This is a genomic window from Streptomyces hyaluromycini (assembly GCF_002217755.1).
Classification (GTDB): Bacteria; Actinomycetota; Actinomycetes; order Streptomycetales; family Streptomycetaceae; genus Streptomyces; species Streptomyces hyaluromycini.
The window spans coordinates 1138706-1158550 of sequence record NZ_BCFL01000016.1; the positions used below are offsets into that span (position 1 = coordinate 1138706).

Annotated in this window: 15 protein-coding genes; 5 read left to right on the forward strand and 10 right to left on the reverse strand. The window is 69.5% G+C overall.

All coding sequences use genetic code 11. The features are described 5' to 3' along the window. Window positions 1–8 precede the first annotated feature (8 nt). Window positions 9–1397 (forward strand): FAD-dependent monooxygenase, encoded by a 1389-nt coding sequence (locus SSP29_RS05225; RefSeq protein WP_089099250.1) that lies wholly within the window; start codon window positions 9–11, stop codon window positions 1395–1397. 107 nt (window positions 1398–1504) lie between these two features. On the opposite strand, the gene SSP29_RS05230 is transcribed toward SSP29_RS05225, so the two are convergent. After that, window positions 1505–2200 (reverse strand): TMEM175 family protein, encoded by a 696-nt coding sequence (locus SSP29_RS05230; RefSeq protein ID WP_089099251.1) that lies wholly within the window; start codon window positions 2198–2200, stop codon window positions 1505–1507. A 53-nt stretch (window positions 2201–2253) separates the two neighbouring features. Further along, entirely contained in the window at window positions 2254–2805 is a 552-nt protein-coding gene (locus tag SSP29_RS05235) for a hypothetical protein (protein ID WP_089099252.1), read from the reverse strand. 115 nt (window positions 2806–2920) lie between these two features. On the opposite strand from SSP29_RS05235, the gene SSP29_RS05240 reads away from it, so the two are divergent. Beyond that, complete coding sequence (locus tag SSP29_RS05240; protein WP_089099253.1) at window positions 2921–3442, forward strand: PadR family transcriptional regulator; 522 nt, start codon at window positions 2921–2923, stop codon at window positions 3440–3442. Window positions 3443–3469: 27 nt separating this feature from the next. On the opposite strand, the gene leuE is transcribed toward SSP29_RS05240, so the two are convergent. Continuing rightward, entirely contained in the window at window positions 3470–4123 is a 654-nt protein-coding gene (gene leuE, locus SSP29_RS05245; RefSeq protein WP_089099254.1) for a leucine efflux protein LeuE, read from the reverse strand. A gap of 48 nt (window positions 4124–4171) precedes the next feature. Then, entirely contained in the window at window positions 4172–5752 is a 1581-nt protein-coding gene (locus tag SSP29_RS05250) for an acyl-CoA mutase large subunit family protein (protein ID WP_089099255.1), read from the reverse strand. A gap of 114 nt (window positions 5753–5866) precedes the next feature. On the opposite strand from SSP29_RS05250, the gene SSP29_RS05255 reads away from it, so the two are divergent. Beyond that, on the forward strand, window positions 5867–6706 hold the full coding sequence (locus tag SSP29_RS05255; RefSeq protein ID WP_089099256.1) for a L,D-transpeptidase family protein: 840 nt from the start codon (window positions 5867–5869) through the stop codon (window positions 6704–6706). Window positions 6707–6931: 225 nt separating this feature from the next. On the opposite strand, the gene SSP29_RS05260 is transcribed toward SSP29_RS05255, so the two are convergent. From SSP29_RS05260 to SSP29_RS52450, 3 genes are all read right to left on the reverse strand, one after another. After that, window positions 6932–8011 carry a hypothetical protein gene (locus tag SSP29_RS05260; protein ID WP_089099257.1) on the reverse strand — a complete coding sequence of 360 codons (1080 nt, stop codon included), beginning with the start codon at window positions 8009–8011 and terminating at the stop codon, window positions 6932–6934. Continuing rightward, window positions 8011–8673 carry an RNA polymerase sigma factor gene (locus tag SSP29_RS05265; protein ID WP_089099258.1) on the reverse strand — a complete coding sequence of 221 codons (663 nt, stop codon included), beginning with the start codon at window positions 8671–8673 and terminating at the stop codon, window positions 8011–8013. Before SSP29_RS05265 ends, SSP29_RS05260 begins: the two co-directional genes overlap by 1 nt. Window positions 8674–9396: 723 nt before the next feature. Then, on the reverse strand, window positions 9397–9654 hold the full coding sequence (locus SSP29_RS52450; RefSeq protein WP_145968852.1) for a hypothetical protein: 258 nt from the start codon (window positions 9652–9654) through the stop codon (window positions 9397–9399). 210 nt (window positions 9655–9864) lie between these two features. Between SSP29_RS52450 and SSP29_RS05270 the strand changes: the two genes are divergently transcribed. Next, the gene (locus SSP29_RS05270; protein WP_150133588.1) at window positions 9865–10440 is read left to right on the forward strand and encodes a helix-turn-helix domain-containing protein; all 576 of its coding nucleotides are present in this window, start codon (window positions 9865–9867) and stop codon (window positions 10438–10440) included. Here SSP29_RS05270 and SSP29_RS05275 read toward each other — a convergent pair. From SSP29_RS05275 to SSP29_RS05285, 3 genes are all read right to left on the reverse strand, one after another. Further along, window positions 10437–14048 (reverse strand): AAA family ATPase, encoded by a 3612-nt coding sequence (locus tag SSP29_RS05275; RefSeq protein WP_089099260.1) that lies wholly within the window; start codon window positions 14046–14048, stop codon window positions 10437–10439. The genes SSP29_RS05270 and SSP29_RS05275 overlap by 4 nt on opposite strands. After that, complete coding sequence (locus SSP29_RS05280) at window positions 14045–14941, reverse strand: S-4TM family putative pore-forming effector (RefSeq protein WP_089099261.1); 897 nt, start codon at window positions 14939–14941, stop codon at window positions 14045–14047. Before SSP29_RS05280 ends, SSP29_RS05275 begins: the two co-directional genes overlap by 4 nt. A 431-nt stretch (window positions 14942–15372) precedes the next feature. Beyond that, the gene (locus tag SSP29_RS05285) at window positions 15373–16878 is read right to left on the reverse strand and encodes an AAA family ATPase (protein WP_089099262.1); all 1506 of its coding nucleotides are present in this window, start codon (window positions 16876–16878) and stop codon (window positions 15373–15375) included. 702 nt (window positions 16879–17580) lie between these two features. Here SSP29_RS05285 and SSP29_RS05290 point away from each other — a divergent pair. Then, the gene (locus tag SSP29_RS05290; protein ID WP_089099263.1) at window positions 17581–19845 is read left to right on the forward strand and encodes a peptidoglycan recognition protein family protein; all 2265 of its coding nucleotides are present in this window, start codon (window positions 17581–17583) and stop codon (window positions 19843–19845) included.

Below are 19845 nucleotides of genomic sequence, written 5' to 3' on the forward strand. Positions count from 1 at the left end.
GAAATGTGATGGATTCGGTAGATGTACTGGTCGTCGGCGCCGGGCCCACCGGGCTCGCCCTCGGTATCGACCTCGCCCGGCGCGGGGTGGACGCGCTGGTCGTGGAGGCGGGCGGGAAGCTGTTCCCCGGCTCGCGCGGCAAGGGGATCCAGCCCCGCACCCAGGAGGTCTACGACGACCTCGGCGTGCTCGACGCGATGCGCGCGGCCGGCGGCCCCTACCCGCCCACGCTGCTCTGGAAGAACGGCGAGCCCGTCGAGACGAAGCCGATGTTCGACCCGGTGCCGGCGGACGAAGGGGCGCCGTACACCGAACCGCTGATGGTCGCGCAGTGGCGCACCCAGGAGGTGCTGTACGCGCGGCTGCGGGAGCTGGGCGGCCGGGTCGGGTTCGGGCGCGCGCTGACGGGTCTGGAGCAGGACGCGCAGGGCGTGACGGCCGGTTTCGCCGACGGTACGGCGGTTCGCGCGCGGTACGTGGTGGCGGCGGACGGCGGCCGTTCGACCGTACGGCGTGCGGTGGGCGTCGGGATGACCGGCGAGTCGGTCGACCCGAGCCCCTTCCTGGTGGCCGACCTGCGGGTGCGGGGCCTCGACCGCGACCACTGGCACACCTTCGTCGGCGACGACGGCTGCGGTGTGGCGCTGTGCCCGCTGGCCGGGACCGACGACTTCCAGCTGGGCGCCCGGCTGCCCGAGGGCACGCGGATCGACCTGTCCCTGGAGGGTCTGCGCCGGCTGGTGACGACGTACAGCCACCTCGACGCGGCGGACATCACCGAGGTGCGCTGGGCCTCCGACTTCCGCCCCCGCGCCGCACTGGCCGACCGGTTCCGGGCGGGCCGGGTCTTCCTGGCCGGAGACGCGGCCCATGTCCACTCCCCGGCCGGCGGCCAGGGCCTGAACACCAGCGTCCAGGACGCCTACAACCTCGGCTGGAAGCTGGCCGCGGTCCTCGCCGGCAGGGCCCCGGAAGCTCTCCTCGACACCTATGAGGAGGAGCGCCGCCCCAACGCCGCCGCCATGCTGGGCCTCTCGACGAGCGTCCACCACGGCGAGGTACGGCGGGGCGGGGCGACGGTCCAGCTGGCGCTCGGCTACCGGGAGTCCTCGCTGACGGAGGAGACCCGGGCGCACCCGGGTCCGGTACGGGCGGGCGACCGCGCACCGGACGGGCGGAACGCGGACGGGGTGCGGATGTTCGACGCCTTCCGGGGGCCGCACTGGACCCTGCTGACACCGGAACCGGTGGCCGACATCCGCAGCCTGCGGGCACCGGAGTCGTACGGCCCGGGTGTGTTCCTGGTCCGCCCGGACGGCTATGTGGGCTGGGCGGGCGAGACGGCCGAGGGGCTGCGGACGTACGCGGCGCGCACGGGGGTCTTCGACCCCGCCTAAGCGCTCCGCTGGGAGGGCCGCATCGGGTCGTCTCGCGCCTGCGGCGCCGTGGTGGCTGGTCGCGCCCACGCGGCGGTAGCCGCATATCGGACAGGGCCCCGCGCCCCTTACGGGGCGCTGCCCAACCCCGGACTTCGCCGGAGGCCCCGCAGGCCGATCCTTATGACAGGGAGCAGAGCCCAGCACAGGGACGCCCAGTGGGTGACCAGCGCGACCGGTATGGAGATGAGGAAGGCCAGCATCATCGCGGTCAGCCAGCCCAGGGTGTTCGACACGGCCTCCGACGAGTCGGAGGCGCTGAGCAGGCCCGACCTGCGCAGGTCCGCGAAGGCCAGCCGGAAGAACAGGCAGGCCAGGACCTGGTTGGCCGCGTACACGATGAGCTGGACCTGGTACGCGTCGGCCTCACTGGTCAGCAGCTTCGTCGTGAACGGCATGAGGACGATCGCGAGCAGCCACAGCAGGTTCCACCGGATGGCACCGCCCGAGAGTCCGGTCGCGTACCGGAACAGGCGCTGATGGATCATCCAGTGGATGGCGACGGCCCAGAAGCTGACCAGGAACGCGGTGTACTCCGCGAGGTGCTCGCGCAGGAAGTGCAGGACGCCGGAGTTGCCGTGGACCTCCCCGGTGGGGACCGGCAGTTCCAGGGCGAGCAGGGTGATGGCGATGGCCACCACGGCGTCCGAGAAGTAGATCAGCCGCTCCGGACTGGCCGGCCGGCCTCCGGGGCCGGGGTCCTCCTCGGTGTTCTCGGTCCGGTGCTGGGGCCCGGCGGTGTGCTGCGCGCGGGTGTCGGGCATGTTCGACTGCTTCCTCGTGTAGAGCCGTACAGGAGCGTGCGGAGCTGTGGACGTCAGGCCAGGGCCTGCGCGGCGCCCTCCCTGGCCCGTGCCGCGTACCGGCCGCCGACGGCGAAGGGGAGGACGAACGCCAGGATCTGGGCGGTGACGAGCGGCACCGTCGCGGAGTGGTCGTAGCCGACGACGGCGGCACAGGCGAGCGCGCCGAGGGTGAACCCGGCCGCCCAGATGGCGGTCAGCACCATGTTGACCCTGAGGAACCGGGGGGAGTCCCAGAACTCCCGGGGCACCTCGGCCCGGGCGAAGGTCAGGGTGAACGGGCGGCGGACGGCGAGGGAGGCCAGGGCCGTGGCCGCCAGGGTGGCGTTCGCCAGGGCGCAGATCCAGTGCTGGAGGCCGGTGCCGGGATCGGCCAGTGCGATACCGGCCATGACCACGAAGAACCCGCAGGTGGCGGCCCCCAGAAGGTCGACCGTGCGGGCGCGGAGCTGCCGGGAGAGCAGATACAGCGCGGCCAGGGCGGCGGCGCTCGTGCCCAGTCGCCAGTCGACCGGGCTCAGGGCCGCGTAACACAGCCAGGGCGCGAAACCGCGGACGTAATTCACCGGGTGTCTCCTTCGGGACAGACCGAGAGTCCAATGTTGGACGGTCCAAGAATGGCCGGTCGATCTTGCTCTGTCCAGCCGTGACGGGTGAATTCCGGAAAGGTAGGGTGAGGTCATGAGCTTGCCCCACGCACTCCTCGGTCTCCTGGCCGAGCAGCCCGCCAGTGGATACGACCTGCTCAAGCGGTTCGAGTCGGGCCTGTCCGCCGTGTGGCCCGCCCAGAAGAGCCAGGTCTACGGCGAGTTGGCGAAGCTCAGCGAGAAGGGGCTGATCGAGGTCACCGGGACCGGCGCACGGCAGCGCCGCGAGTACGGCATCACCGACGCCGGGCGCGCGGAACTGCGCGGCTGGCTCACCGAACCCGGCACCGACTTCGCCTTCCGCAGCGCCGCCCTGCTGCGGGTCTTCTTCCTGTGGACGCTCAGCCGCGAGGAGGGCGTCGACTACCTGGAGAACTTCGCCCGCATCAACCGCGAGCGCCTCGCCGCGCTGGAAGCCGTGCGGGACAACGTCGAATGGGTCGGCGACCCGGTGCAGATCTGCGGCTGGCTGATCCTCGAATACGGCCTGCGCGGGTCGACGACCTCTGCGGATTGGGCCGACTGGGCCGCGGAACGGCTCACCGAACACCTGTGACCCCGGCGCCCGGGGCCGCCCGTCGGCTCAGGCGCTGGCCAGCGTCAGCTTCACCGCGAACCCGAGGAACAGCACCCCGGCCGCCGAAGTGGCCGTCGCCGACATCCGCTTGCGGCGGCGGAACGCGTCGGCCAGCCTGGTGCCGCTGAATATCAGGGCGCTGAGGTAGAGGAAGCTGGCCAGCTGGGCGAAGGCGCCGAGGACGACGAAGGACACGGCCGGATAGGCGTACCCCGGGTCGACGAACTGCACGAAGAAGGCGATGAAGAACAGGATCGCCTTCGGGTTGAAGAGGCTGATCACCAGGGCGCGGCGGTAGGGGCGCTCCTGCGCCGGCGCGGCGACCGGCGCCTCCTGCCCGGCCGCCTGCTCCTTCCGCGACCGCCACATCGACCAGGCCGCCCGCAGCATCCCTATCGCCAGCCAGGTGAGATAGCCGGCGCCCGCGTACTTCACGATCCCGAACAGCACGGCGTTGGCCTTGAGCAACGAGGCGACCCCGGCCGCGGACAGCGTCATCAGCACGGTGTCCCCGCACCACACGCCCGCGGCGGCGGTGTATCCGGCGCGGATCCCCTGCCGGGCGGCGACGGACAGCACGTACAGGGAGTTGGGGCCGGGCAGCAGGACGATCAGGACGAGTCCTGCCAGATAGGTGGGGAGATCGATGACGCCGAACATGAGAAGTAGTCTCGCACGCGGGTCCGACAACGCCCCGGGTGCCGTTCGTCAGAAGGCGTCCGTCGGGACGTACACCCCCCACACCTCCCGCAGCGCGTTGCACACCTCCCCCACCGTCGCCCGCGCCCGCAGCGCCTCCTTCATCGGAGGAAGGACGTTGTCGTCGCCCTCGGCGGCCTTCTTCAGGGCCGTGAGGGCCGAGGCGACGGCCGCCCGGTCGCGGTCGGCGCGCAACCGCGCGAGGCGTTCGATCTGCCGGGCCTCGATGGCCGGGTCGACGCGGAGCGGCTCGTACGGTTCCTCCTCGTCGAGCCGGAAGCGGTTGACGCCGACCACCACCCGGTCGCCGGCGTCCGTCTCCTGGGCGATGCGGTAGGCGTTGCGTTCGATCTCGGCCTTCTGGAAACCGTGCTCGATCGCCGCCACCGCGCCGCCCAGGTCCTCGACCTGCCGCATCAGCCCGACGGCCGCCTCCTCCAGGTCGTCCGTCATCCGCTCCACGGCGTACGAACCCGCGAAGGGGTCCACGGTCGCCGTCACGTCGGTCTCGTACGCCAGTACCTGCTGGGTGCGCAGCGCCAGCCGCGCGCTCTTGTCCGTCGGCAGGGCGATCGCCTCGTCGAAGGAGTTGGTGTGCAGGGACTGGGTGCCGCCGAGGACCGCGGCCAGGGCCTGCACGGCCACCCGGACCAGGTTCGCCTCCGGCTGCTGGGCCGTCAGCTGGACCCCCGCGGTCTGGGTGTGGAAGCGGAGCATCAGCGACCTGGGGTCCCGCGCGCCGAACTCCTCGCGCATCACCCGTGCCCAGATCCGGCGCGCCGCACGGAACTTGGCGACCTCCTCCAGGAGGGTCGTACGGGCCACGAAGAAGAAGGACAGCCGGGGTGCGAAGCCGTCGACGTCCATGCCGGCCGCGACCGCCGTGCGCACGTACTCGATGCCGTCGGCGAGTGTGAAGGCGATCTCCTGTGCGGGGGACGCCCCGGCCTCGGCCATGTGGTAGCCGGAGATGGAGATGGTGTTCCACCTGGGCATCTCCGCCCGGCAGTACCTGAAGATGTCCGCGGTCAGCCGCAGGGAGGGCTTCGGCGGGAAGATGTACGTGCCGCGCGCGATGTACTCCTTCAGGACGTCGTTCTGGATCGTGCCGGTCAGCCGGTCCGCGCCGACGCCCTGCTCCTCCGCCACCAGCTGGTACAGCAGCAACAGCACGGCCGCCGGGGCGTTGATCGTCATCGACGTGGAGACCCGGTCCAGCGGGATCCCGCCGAACAGCACCCGCATGTCGTCGACCGAGTCGATCGCCACGCCCACCTTGCCGACCTCGCCGTGCGCGAGGGGCGCGTCGGAGTCGTGGCCCATCTGGGTGGGCAGGTCGAAGGCGACGGAGAGGCCGGTGGTGCCGTGCGCGATGAGCTGCCGGTAGCGGGCGTTGGACTCCGCGGCCGTACCGAAACCGGCGTACTGGCGCATGGTCCAGGGGCGGCCGGTGTACATCGTCGGGTAGACGCCCCGGGTGAAGGGGTAGGCCCCCGGGTCGCCGAGTTTCCCGGCCGGGTCCCAGCCCGCCAGGTCCTCGGGGCCGTAGACCGGCTCGACGGGCAGTCCGGACTCCGACTCACGGACCATGTGGGTGACCTCCGCTGTAAGCCAGTACGCCGATACGGCACTATCCCGGTACATCTGCCAGTTCCCACCATGCCCCCTAGTTCGGCGGCGGTCACGCGGGGAAGCATCCTCGGCATGAAGGTCTCGGGGTACGCAGGGATCCTGGCCGCCGCACTGACCGTGCTGTGCGGGTGCACCGTGCAGCCGCCGGGCGGCGGGGACGCCAAAGGGCGCTCGCCCGTCCACATCGACCTCCCGCACAGCACGGCGCCCGGCGGGACGGCCGGCAGGACAACCGCCGGCACCCCCACCCCGACCCCGTCCCCCGTCGAGACCGTCCCGCCGCACATCGTCTTCACCCGCGGCGACACCGGCACCGGCGTCCGTGAGCTCCAGGCCCGGCTGCGCCAGGTCGCCTGGCTGTTCGACGGGCCGACGGGGACCTACGACGACCTCACGGCCCAGGCCGTCAAGGGCTTCCAGGGCAAGCGCGGGCTGCCGCAGACGGGTGAGACCGACGCCGTGACCTGGCGGCGGCTGGTGCGGATGACGCACAAGCCGGGCAAGTGGGAGCTGTACCTGATGGGCGGGCAGCCGGCCGCCGCGCCCGATCCGCGGTGCCTGACCGGGCGGGTGCTGTGCATCAGCAAGACCAGCAGGACGCTGCGCTGGATGATCGACGGGCGCACGGTGTCGACGATGTCGGTGCGGTTCGGGGCGCAGTACACCCCGACCCGTGAGGGTGTGTTCCACGTCTACTGGAAGTCCCGCCACCACGTGTCGACGCTCTACCACTCCTCGATGCCGTACGCGATGTTCTTCAGCGGCGGCCAGGCGGTGCACTACTCCTACGACTTCGCGGCCCGGGGCTACGCGGGCGGCTCGCACGGGTGCGTCAACGTGCGGGACGAGGCGGCGATCGCGGATCTGTTCGCACAGGTGCGCAGCGGCGACAAGGTCGTCGTCTACTGGTGAGCGGGTGACCTGCGAAGGACGTACGGGGCGCGGGCGGGACCGGGGGAACGTGTCCCGCCCGCGCCGATGCACGAGCCACGGGTACGGGGGGAACCCCGGCTCTGTGCGACGGCCGATGACCAGTCGGCTCACTCAGTACTGCGCCGTCGCCGCCGAAAACGTCACACCCTGCGGGAAAAAAGTTCAGCGACTTCCAAAATCGCAGGTCACAGCGGTGCGTAAAGGTCAAAGTGCGCTGTACGTGGGGCTGGGCGAGGTGACGGGCTGGTTCGGCAGCAGGGGCACGAAGGAGGTGGGGGCGGGTGTGGCCGCGCCGTTCTGGCGCGGGTCGTTGCCCTTGCCGCCGCCCGCGCCGGTGCCACTGCCAGTGCCACTGCCAGTGCCACTGCCACTGCCGGGCCAGCCCTCGTCGCCGCCCTGGCCGTTGTTGCCGCCCTGGCCGTCGTTCTGGCCGCCCTGGCTGTTGCCGTCGCCCTTGCCGTCGCCGGAGACGTCGCCCTTGCCGTTCGGTCCGGTGCCGAGGACGGCCTTGCAGAACTTGTCGACCCGGCCGGCGCCGCCCGCCAGGCCTTCCAGGGCGAGCTTGCGGTCGGCGCCCAGGGTCCTGCCGTTCTGGATCGCGCGGCAGGACGTCAGCGCACCGCTCCAGCCGCCGACCGAGAGGCCGGGCGAGCCGGTGTTCCTGGTCTTCGGCTTGCCGGACGGGGTGGGCGAGGTCTGCCCGGAGCCGCCGGACGCGGTACCGGAGGAGGGTGTGCCGGTCTCGCCGCCGAGCAGGGACTCGGGCGAGGACGAGCCTCCCGGGCGTGCCGGGGTGCCGGCGGCCGAGACCGAGGCGGCCGGTCCGGGATGGTTGTCGTCGAACGGCGTCGGCAGCACTCCGGTGCCGGCGGCCACCGCCACCCCGCCGAGCATGCCGGCGGTCAGCGCGGCGGCGAGGCCGAGCCGTGCGGGGCGGGCCCAGCCCGGGACCCGGGGCGACCGGGAACCGGCGCCGATGCGGAAGAGGTCCGCGTCGGCGTCCCGCCCGCCCTTCGCCGGCCGCGCTGCCGCACCGGCCCGCACGGCCGCGGCGGTCCGTGCGTCCTCGGCGGCTTCGCGCGCTTTGCGGAAGGCAGCCAACGCGGCTTCCTCACCGGGGAGTTCGGCGGTGTCCGGCGTGGCCCGTGCGGGGAGCGCGCCGAGCGTCCTGGCGAGGCGTTCTGCCTGGTCACGGGCGGAGGCATCGACGGCTTCGAGCGACTCACCGCGCAGCAGACGTTCCGCCGTCACCCGGTTCAGCCACTTGTACTGCTCGTCGGCCATCACATGTCCTTCTGCGTCCGCGAACGCGTATGCGTCACACTCGCGGACGTCACCGCACGTTCATTCGGTTCTCGCTGGGGCGGAAGCGCTTCGAGGATGCCCGCCTTCTCCGGGTCGGCACCGAGCAGTTCCGCGAGTCTCTTCAGGCCGCGGTGGGCGGCCGTACGGACGGCGCCTGCGCGTTTGCCGAGGGTCTCGGCGGCGGTCTTGGCGTCGAGCCCCATGACGACCCTGAGGACGACCGCCTCGGCCTGGTCCTGCGGCAGCCGGGCGATGAGGGAGAGGGTGGAGTCGGTGGTCAGCGCCTCGATGGCCTCGCCGGCGGTGTCCGAGTCTGCGGCCCAGCCGGCCAGTTCCGTCTCGTCGCCGCCGATCGCGGGGCGGCGGCCGCGCATCCGTATGTGGTCGAGGGCGCGGTTGCGGGCGATCCGGGCGGCCCAGCCGCGGAACCGGTCCGCGTCACCGCTGAACCGGTCGAGGTCGCGGGCTATCTGCAGCCAGGCCTCGGAGGCGACGTCCTCGGCGTCCGGATCGCCGACCAGCGTGCGGACGTATCCGAGCAGGCGGGGCTGCACCGCGCGGTAGACGACGCGGAACGCGGTCTCGTCCCCGTCCTGTGCCGCACGTACCGCGGCGGTCAACTCCGCGTCGTCCCCCAGCACCCGTGGTTCCTCAGTAAGTGGTCGGTCGCGGCTACGACGCAGCCGCCGATCGTTGCAGTGGTCATTCAATCGCGCTCGACGCGAAAGGCACGTTACGACCTGAAACCGCTCGCCGTCCACGCCCGTACAAAGTGCAACTAACTCGTGACGCCGTGGGGTGTGACAGAAAACGCAGTCATGGCGCTGAACAGAGTACGGGCCGCCGCGCGGTCCGTGCCGCGCGACGGCCGGGGCCTCTCCTGTGGGGGGTGGCGGCCCCGGCCGTTGCTTCGGTTTCGGGGCTCTGACCTGCGACGGTGCGTGGCATCCGTGGCCAACGCGTAGCCAACCGGCCGGACGCCTCACGTACTCCTATCCAGCACGAAGCGCCGGAATATCCCGGATGCCGGCTCTCGGGCCCCTTCGGTTCGGCGGTCGTCGTGCTGGGCCACAGCCCGGTCCGACCAGTGAGCCTTTCCCAAAACTGAGGGACTCATCGTGAGCTGGGTCGTTCTGCGCAACGACGAAGCTCCCTGGCAGACGGGTTCCCGACAGGACGACTGACCGCCCGGCAGGAGGGAATCGGAGTGCGGTAGTGGCGGCTTTCCGTCGCGCGTCCGGCCCTGCTCTCCCTGCCGCACCTGCGATGTGGTGACGCCTACGCGCGGCTCGCCGCCGGATTGGACATCGGACTCACGACCGCTTACCGCTCCGCATCGGAAACCGTCGGGCCCCAAGCCATCGTCAACGGCCGAAGGGCCACAGCGAGCGTTTAGGGCGAGGCTTGGCGAGGACTTTGCGCACCATGTCCCTGGGGATGTCGTGACGACGCCGGACGTAATAGATCTCTGCGTACACCTCGTCGGGCGTGGACCCGGGGTTGTCCTCAGCGACCTGGCGGATGTATCGGGTCTTGGCGTCGTCCGGTCCGCCCTCGGCTGGTGGGATGCGGCGCCGGATGCGCCGATAGATTCGATTACCAGAATCGTCGAAGTAGACCACGCACGCCTCCCCCAAGCGTCGTCGGTTGATCTGACGCTAGGCGGACGGAGCGGTGCAGGTCCACGACTGATCGTGCGCAACCATGACTGCCCGCTGGCGGGTTCCTGCCCGGCCCTAAGCTGTCGGCTGCGTTCCGGCCGGTAGCGCGGCGGTCACAGGGAGGGGCAGGCCACGGCAACCGTTCATGTCGCGGTCCTAGACCCCTTGCCGATGTTCCGGCATGGCGTCGCAGCGTCGTTGTCGAACCTGGGGCACCTGGTGGAGGAGCCTGCGAACGCCGAAGCCTGGGTGCGCGAACGTCCGGGCGGGGTGGTGCTGCTGACCCTCCGCTCCGCAGAGGACCTGGACCGCCTGACCACTCTCTGCCGTCTGCGGCCCCGCCCACTTGTTGTCGCACTGTCGCCCGCTGACGATGCGTCACTGGGCGTGCGTGCCATGCGAGCCGGTGCCCGATCGGTGGCGGCGCGCGAGGCGACGGCGTCGACGTTGCAACGGACGGTATCGGCAACCCTTGCCGGCGAGGCTGTCATGCCGGCCGATGTGGCCGACCTCCTGGTGACCGGCAGGGGCGGCCGGACACCACGCGGCCCGGCTCCCTCCGCGGAGCAGATCGCCTGGTTGCGCCAACTCTCGGACGGTTGGACCGTGGCCCGGCTGGCCTTGGAGGCCGGCTACTCGGAGCGAGCGATGTATCGGCTGCTCCGCGCGCTTTACCAGAAAATCGGTGTCAGTACCCGCCTGGAGGCCGTCATGTTGGCATACGACAAAGGCTGGTTCGAGAACTAGCCGGCACGACCTGGTCGCATGCGTGCCAGTTCCGTAAGTACTGGCTCAAGGCGCGGGTCACCCTTGGCCAGGGTCTCTACCATGAACCTCAGCAGGTCGTCCAGTCCGGGCGTTTCCTCAGCCGACTCCGGGCGTGCCCGGCGAAACGCCTCCAGCGCCCTCTCAGGTTCCTCACCGTCGACGAGGACCGAATAACACTGGGCGATACCCGTGAAGTCCCATGCGACCAGGTCGTTCGCATCCGCCCTGGTGCGATTGTTCGTCTCGTCGCGGAGTTGGTGGAAGAGATCCCTCGCGGTGCCCGGGGAACCGCAGCGGTGCGCGATGATCCCCCGCAAAGCGAGATCCGAGATTTCCTTGCCCGCCACCCGATAGCGGGCCGACTCCTCGATCTCCTTTCGGGCGGCCGGAAAATCTCTCATGTGCATATAGGTGAGTGCCAATACGGTGAGCGCCCGTCTCAGGGTGACCGGATCTCGGCGGCTGCGCGCGATGTCGATTGCCCGCTCAGCCGCCGATCGCGCCTCTCCGTACCTGTCCCGGTAGATGTACAGCTCGGCCTTCAAACTGAGCAGCTTTGCCTGTCTCAAGGGATTGGGGCGGGCCGCGACCAGCTCATCGCACCTGGCCAGCATCGTCAAGGCGTCCGGAATTCTGTCCAGATCGGCGTACCACTTGGCCAGGCGCAGCGCGACATCGTACGCCGCTTCGGGATCAGCCTCGCAGGCTGCCTCGAAAGCCGAGAGAGCATCCATGATCGCGTGTCGGTAGTCGCCCTGCCGCTGTCTGCACTCGGCCAGTCCGGTCAATGCCGCGGCACGGTCGCCGTCATCGTCGTCGTCCTCGCCGGCCAGCCCCAACGCCCACCCATAGCGCTCCTCAGCCTCCGCGAGGTGGCCGTGTTCCCAGAACATGTAGCCCATGTTTATGTGGATTTTGCGTATCGCCTCGCGATTCTGGTCTCCCTTGGCGATGGCAAGCGCGTCCGTGTAGACCGACTGGGCAGAGGAGAATTCGCCGCTGTACGAGTAGATGTCCCCCAGTGCGGCCAGGTTCATCATCGCGCTCTGTCGATCGTCGCCGAGTCGGCCACGTAGAGCTTCCCGCTGGGTACGCAGCTCGGCCCCGCTGCCCCAGTGACGTACCAGAGCATCCATCGAGTCGATGACGCTGTGTGCCTCTTGGTACATTCCGGCCCGGAGCCAGAGGTCGACGCGCGCGAAGTGCATGTCCAGATCGACCATGCCGTGGACATCGTCTTCGTCCTTCTGCATGTTGCGCAACACCGCGGCCGCTCGCGCGAGGAGTTCGCGCCGCGTCGGAGGCTCGCCTTCGTCCGCCCACCGATCATCTCCGGCCAGGCGACCGAGGATCGCCCCGATCTCGCTCTTTCGCAGGTACCTGCGGCCGTCCCGCCGCTCCAGGACGAGTCCGGCCGCTACGAGCGCTCGCAGGGCCGGCTCGATTCGCGGCCCCGGCAGGTACGTCTCCAGGACGCCGATGACGGCCTCGGTGTCGGCCGGGACACCGAGCGCTGCCAAACCCTCTGCCGCCCGCTGTTGTTCAGCGGGAAGATGGTCGACGAGCTTGTGCACCAGGCGCTGATGCACCTCGCTCGCCGACATGGACGACAGCCATGCTCCGATCTCACGGACCGGTAGCCAGGTCGGATTGCTGCTCAGGGCCGCATGGAGCAGTTCGGCAAGCCGCGGGTTACCGGCCAGGCGGCCGTGAACGCGGCGCAGATCGTCCTCCGGCAGGGCGGCCAGGCCGTACTTGTTGCTCGGATCAAGTACGGCGAAGTACTCCCGCAGCGACGGTGCCTCAAGTCCCCCCAGGCTGATCCGGCACGCTTCCTCCGTCCACGCCACGCCCGATGTCGCTTCGGGCACGTGCTGCGTCACGAAGACGACCTTGACGAGGGGGTGCGGTCGACGTTGGACAGCTTCCAGTGCCAGGTCGAGCTCCGAGTCGCGCAGGACATGCCTGTCCTTGAGGAGGTTTTCCGCCGAGTCGAGCACGATCACCGGCCGGATGCCGCCCGTTTCCTCAAGGACGTCCAGAGCGATCTCCAGGCGTGCCCGTGCATAGCGGCCGGCTATCTGGCCCGACCCGGGCGGTTCGATGTCCTTGACGAGGGTCGGTACACCGATTTCACCGTACGGTGTGGCGTCGTGCCACCGTACAGCCGAGGACTCCTCGTCCGGATCGGCCCAGCGCAACTCGGTGAGCACCTCGCGCACCAGTGCCGTCTTGCCTATCCCGGGCGGACCGCTGACCACGATGACGGAGGTGACCTGGTCGTCCAAGGCCGCTCGAAGACGACTTCGCTGATCTGTGCGGTCGACGAAGAGGGATCTGCCCGGCGTCGGCCGACCGGTTGTCGGTGGCGCCACCATGCCAGTCGCCTTGAGGTCCTCTCCCGCGTCGAAGTGCTTCGACAGGGCTGCCTGCGGGTCCATCGGCCCGAGCAGAGCCCGGGTGAGCCGGCCGGCCAACCGCGCGCACCAGCGACGAGCGTCCGGCGGGCCGGTCTCGTATGCGCTGTGCAGCATCGCCTGGGCAAGCAGGGACACCTTCACCTGTCCGAACCACTGCTCCGAATCCCAGCTCATATCCTCGACGAATTGGAGTGCGGGCTCCCGAAGCGCATCAATGATCTTTCGCACTTTGCCCGGCATGCCGTCATTGAGGCGCTTGTCGCGCTGGTCGCCCTCCAGATAGGCCAGAAACGTCGACCGGCTGTCCGGAGAGGACGCCCCGATCTGGTGCCAGCAGAGCGAGATCAGCAGGGTCGCGAGATCGCGGCTCAGCGGTGCCTGTGGGTCGTAGGTGGCAAGGTCGATCAGCCGGAAGCGGGCCGGATCGACGATCTTGTTGCGCTCGGGTACGAGGATGTTGTCCCCGTGCAGGTCGCCATGCGTGCGGCCGACCAGATAGTCGATCTCTCTCTGTGCCTCGGGTGTGTCCTCGGTGAACAGTCGCCACGGGTTGGGCAGCGGCGTTTGCTCGTCCGGCAGTTTCAGGAAGGCGGGCGCCAGCAGGCCGCGCTGTTGCGCCCAGCGGCGTAGCCACCCGTCGGTTCCGAAGCTGTCGCCCAGTTCACACTTCAGCAGCTCGGCCACAGTCGACTGTCTGTAGTCGTACCGGTCACCGGTCCACGTGAAGAGCATTTCGCGCCAGATCGTCTCGCAGGCGTCCGCGAGTTGGTCGAGTTCCACCGTCCCCAGCGGAATGCCGTCAGCCTTGGACTGGCCGATGACGAGGACACCCTGAGGACAGGTGACTGGTGGAAAGGCGATACCAGTGAGATGTCCCTCGCCGAATTCTCGGGGCTCCGCCCGCAGGGCCGCAGAATGGAGTCGGCTTTCCCGTCGGCGGCTCACCTGCACCGGCGGACAATATTTGATCACGCACCACCGCGGTCTGCGCGGCTGCTCGACGTTGGCCAACACAGCCTTCGCAAGCCGCGCTCCGGTGTGGCCGCGACGCAGTGTCCTGACGCTGCGGCTCTGGATCTCCAAGCCGCTGTCGAACAGCGACTCGACGATGGCCGACGCGACGGCAGCGCTTCCGAACTCGCGAGTCAGTTCTTCCAAGGCGGTCATGACCGGGGGAACCTCGTTGCCAGTTCCTGCATCCTGATCTGGAAATCGCCCTTGTCCTGGTCGTGGTAGCGCCGGAAGTACCAGGCCGGCAGACGCGGCTGCAGCCTCCGCATCTGGTAGAGCGTGTCCTGTACCTGGCGGGCAAAGCAGGTCAGCGCGGCCTGAGTGGCGATCACTGGGGACGCGGGGTCGTCGATGACCGCACGCACCAGCCCCAGGACGCGCAGCCGCTCCTGAATGCTCGCCATCTGAGTGCGGTACATCTCCAGGCACAGGAGCAGCAGGCCGAGCGAGGGCACGAACCATCCGGTGACCAGGCGGCTTACCGACGCTCCGGTGGCGAAGGAAAGCAGGACACCCGCCGTGGACCACACCACCAGCACACCGAGCATCAGTTGGGCGAAGCGAAGCCGAATCCGGGATCCCCACGCCAGATTCTGTTCCAGGCAGAAGAGCACGTCGTAGGGCTCGGCGGCGTCCACTACGAGGTAGTAGCCCCTCAGCCGGTCCTCGCCACCGCGAAATCGCCGACTGAGTCGGCTCACCTCGTCGTCGCCGATCCGGTTACCGACCGCCACGCTGTTCCACGGCAGGCCGAGCACGTCGGCGTCGAACATCTCCTGAAGAGTCGCAGCGATCCGGAGGTATCGCTCGGCCCAGGGGGCCATCACTCCCACGTAAAGCGCGGCCCAGAGAGTGCCACCGAGGGTAATGGCGGTGCCGTACCGCGAACCCGAGCCGGTCAGCAGGCCGGCGACAGCCAAGGCGATCGAGACGCCCAAGCTCAGAGTCTGCGCCCGCTGGTTGCGGAGGTGAGCCACGGCGATGGCTTTGAGTAAGCGCATGGCCGCGGCACTCTCCTGCTGGTCCGCGATGGGATGGCTACTCGTCAACGTCCCTCCCCCGTGTGCAGATCCAGATAGCGAGTTTCACACGTCTGGTAGCCCTGGCGATACAGTCAGTTGGCCCCGGTAACTGACTGTGTGCCCGCACCTGGCCGTCTCGGTGACGCCTCCGTGCACGACGGCGAATTCCTTCCGCACCGGTCGACCCCTGTCAGAGAAGAAAGCGGCATGTGCCAGGTCCCGGGTGGATGATTCACGCCGCTTGCGCGCGGAATCTGGAACCCTTCGGCTCAAGAAGCAAAGGCAGGTGGTCCGAAAGGCCAGAAGCGCTCCGACAGCCGTTGTACGTAGTCCCGCATGACGAAGTTCCACTGGTGGCTCGGCGGGCTTCGACCCGAGCGCCGCATGTCGTCAGGCCCCCGACCGCCTACCTGCAGACACTCGCGCCCGCCTGGTTCGAAGACCGGCCGTTCTTGGTGTCAGCCGCCGTAGAGGGCGGGGAGATCGATCAGAAGCAGATCGTCACGACGATCGGCGAGCTCGACCAGGTCGGGGTAGAAGCCGTGCAGCGAGTACAAGGCCAGGGTGGTGGCCGTGATGTCGTATCCCTGGTCCCCGAGCAGCCCACGGATACGTTCCAGGCGCTCCAGGTCACCGCTCCCTCGCCGGGCGGCCGTCGCCTTGGCCTCGCCCAACAGCGCGATCCTGGCGCGGGGAGCCTGCGGGCGCTCACCAGCGGCAAGGGCGATGACATCGACCTCGTGCTTCGTCCGGGCGGCCTGGTCGGCAACCTCCGTGGTGCCGACAGGGCCGGGCAGCCCACCGGGCAGCACGGTGTGGGCGTAACGACGGGTGAAGTCGCGGGCCAAGTCCTCGAAGTGCGGCCCGAGAATCTTGGAGTTGAAGGTCGGAGCGGCCTGCTGCCACACCTGCTCGGCGAAGCCCTGCTCCACGGCGGCGGCCTGCGGGAGGGTGATGAGCTGGTTGAAGCGGATGACGGGGTCGGCGAGGGTGATGACGGGGTGCCTGGAGCGGAGGATGTCCTGTTCCCGCCGGATGTAGCCGGTGGATTCGAGCACTCCGAGCGGGTGAGCGACGGCGTTGCGGGGGCGCTCCAGGGCGGCACCGATCTTGCTGGGTGTGCTGGCCCCGTTCGCGATCGCGGTGAGGATGTCGTAGTACAGCGTGTGCTGCGTGATCCTCGGGTCCTCACGCAGCAGGTACTCGGTCTCGGTACGCGAGTACACCGCCCGCCCCGGATCCAGCAGCGTCCGGGTGAGCCAAGCGTCGAAGCCGTCGTCCGGATGCGGCCGGGCAGCCACCGGCCGGTAGCCGGGGGCTCCACCCAGGACCGCGTGCACCTTCAGCGCGGTCAGGGGGTCGGTGATCTGCCAGAAGGCCCGGCTGTCCCGGTAGTCGAAGGCACCCAGCCGCAGATCGACCACGGCACGTCCTCGCAGCGGCTTGGTCCCCGAAAGCAGTTCGTGCATGACGCTCATCGCGGAGCCGCACAGGATCAGCCGCGGCCCCGACCCGGCACCAGGCCGGGCACCCCGCTGGCGCTCGTCATAGAGCTGCTGCAGCAGCCCCGGGATTTCAGGTGAGTGCTGGAGCAAGTACGGCAACTCGTCGATCACCAAGAGCGGGTGGGACGAACGGGCGGTCACATCAAGGGCGTTGGAGAGGACGTCACGCCAGTCGGTCAGACGCAGGCTTCCCGGCCTCAGGCCGGCATGGACGGCGACCGCGTCACTGAACCGCTGGATCGCGGGCAGCCGTCCCTCCTCCCGCACCGCTGTGACGTACAGGCCACCGACCCGCTCGGACAGGGCCTGCAGAAGGTACGACTTCCCATGTCGCCGCCGCCCCGACACGATGCCGAGCCGCATCGCCGGATCCGGATCGGTCAGGAACTCCGCGAGGAGATCCCACTCCCGGCTCCGGTCGACCACGTCGTCCGGCTTGGTCAGCAGGCTCACCTTCACTCGCCCTCCTACACATACACATCGACTGCGACGGATTATGTCTAAGTGTACTTCGACAAAAATCGGGATACTGGATTTACACCTGCCCACCAACACACGATGGTTTGCCGCATGACCAACGCGTGACCAACAGCAGTCAGGAACAGTCAGGAACACCCAGATGAGGGCCAATCCCGGCAGTAGATGAGACCCTGCCCCCAGACAGGAAAGTGCCAGGTCAAAGGGCCTTTATTGCCTGGTCGGGCCAGGGGTGGCGGCCCCGGCCGTTGCTTCGGTTCTACCGCTCCGATCTGGGGTTTTGCGCGGATTTCGGGACCCTCGCGACCAGCGCGCGACCAGCGGGCCGAACGCTTCATCTGATCTTGTCCAGCACGTTGCCCCAAGCCGCCCCGGACGCCGGCTTGCGGGCCCCTGCGGCTGAGCGCTTGCCGTACTGGGCCATGGTTCGGCCCGGCGTGTGGTCCCTCTCACTGCCCGAGACCCCTGCGGCCGGAGCCACGGCGAGCCGGCCCATGCGCACGGATTCCGCGCCTGGCCGCTTTCACGTCGGCCGCCCTCGGTGAGTGACGTTTGGTCAGGACCGGACGCTGTGTCTACGGGTCACCTGTGCGACAGGTGTGACAGGTCCGACAGTCATGAGTGTCTTTCTAGGGGTGGGGACGAGTGAGTCCACGCGCAAAGCGTGCGTACAGGCCGTTGAGCATGAAGCGACGGGCGTGGCTGACGCTCGGTGCGGTGGTCCTGGGCGGCGGGGGTGTGGTGACGTACGCCGTCGCCAGCCCGTCCGCCGGCCACGGCGCCGAGGGGCGGGCCAAGCGGCCGGTGAAGATCTACGACCTGGCGCTGAAGGGCGGTGCGATTGGCGAGCGGGAGCTGCCGCGTACGGACACCGAGCAGTTCTCGTTGCTCGGTGTGTCCTGGACGGGGTCGACGAAGCGGCTGCACGGCACGGCCCAGGTGCGCACCCGGAGCGTCGGCACCGGGGAGTGGACCGCCTGGCAGGACCTGGAGGCGGCCGACCCGCTGGAGGACCCGGAGGCCGGGCCCGACGCGCGCGGCGCGTCCGAGCCGCTGTGGGTCGGCCCCTCCGACGGTGTCCAGGTCCAGGTCGTCCACCAGGACGGCTCCACCAGCACCGGTCTGCCCAAGGGGCTCCAGGTGAACCTGGTCGACCCCGGGGTGGCGACCGCCGCGGAGACGAAGGCCGAACCGGCCGCGTACGTGGCGGAGGGCACCCCGAGCGACAGCGCGTCGCCCGCCGACAGCGCGTCGCCCGCCGACTCCGCCTCGCCCGGCGAGTCCGTGACGGCCTCCGCCCCGGCTTCCCCGAGTGACAGCGCGTCGGCGGCACCGAGCGACTCGGCCTCCGCGTCCGCGTCCCCCTCGTCGTCGGCTTCGCAGAGCGCGTCCGCGAGCCCGTCGGCCACCACGCCCAGCGCGCCGCCGTCCACCGTCCCCGAGCCGCCGATCGTCTCCCGCGCCGGCTGGGGCGCCGACGAGTCGCTGAGCCCGGACCCGTCGGACTACAACGCCGACGTGAAGGCCGTCTTCGTCCACCACACGGACGGCACCAACGACTACACGTGCTCGGAATCCCCGGCGATCGTCCGGGCCATCTACGCGTACCACACGCAGACCGAGCACTGGAACGACATCGGCTACAACTTCCTGGTCGACAAGTGCGGCACGATCTTCGAGGGCCGCAAGGGCGGTGTCGACAAGCCGGTGCTCGGCGCGCACACCTACGGCTGGAACCGGGAGTCGGCCGGTATCGCGGTGCTCGGTGACTACACCGACGCCGGCGCCACGGACGCGGCCCTGGAATCGGTCGCCCGGATCGCCGCCTGGAAGCTCGGGCAGTACGGCGCCGACCCCGCCGGCACCGTCAAGCTCACGGCGGGCGCGACCCAGACGAACTTCTTCGGCACCAGCTTCACTTCGGGTACCGCGTACACGTTCAACCGGATCTCCGGTCACCGCGACGGCTACAACACCCAGTGCCCCGGCAACTCCCTCTACCCCCAGCTGCCCACGATCCGCGCCTGGGCGGCCGGCCCGGTGCAGGACCTGAAGCTCACCTCGCTGTCCGGCGCGGCCCTGTCCGGCTCGACGTACTACACAAAGGGCACGATCACCGCGAAGTGGTCGACCACCACGCCGGGTTCGCTGATCTCGAAGTTCGAGGTGCTGGTGGACGGCAAGGCCGCCGCCACCGCCTCCGGCACGGCCACCTCGGCGAGCGCCACGCTCGGCGCGGGCAGCCACACCGTCGCCGTACGGGCCGTGCACCAGTCGGGCAGGAACACGACGACCGCCGCGCTGACCGTCGTCACCGACACCACCGCGCCCACCTTCACCACCGCGCCGAAGCTCTCCCTGCGCACCGGCACGGTCAGCACCACCGCCGTCCCGGTCACCCTCGGCTGGAAGGCCGCCGACGACGCGGCCCTGAAGTCGGTGAGCCTGCTCTCCCCGACCACGGCCACCTTCGGCCCGACCACGACCGGCTCCAGCCGCACCGCCAAGTCCGGCTCGGCCGCCACCTGGTCGATGAAGGCGTACGACTACGCGGGCAACACCCGTACCTCGTCCCCGTCCTTCACGCCGGTGATCCTGCAGGAGACCTCGGCCGTCAGGTCCGGTACCTGGACGGCCCGTTCGTCCACCAACTACCTGGGCGGCAAGTCGTACTCCAGCACGTCCAAGGGCGCGAGCCTGAGCTGGACCTTCACCGGCCGGTCCGCGTCCTGGGTGGTCTCACGGGCGTCCACGTCGGGTCAGGCGTACGTGTACGTCGACGGCACCAAGGTCACGACCGTCGACCTGAAGTCCTCGACCACCTCGTACCGCCAGGCAATCTGGACCAAGACCTGGTCGAGCAGCGCCAAGCACACCGTGAAGATCGTCGTGGTCGGCACCAGCGGCCGCCCGACGGTCACGACGGACGGCCTGGTCTACATCAAGTAG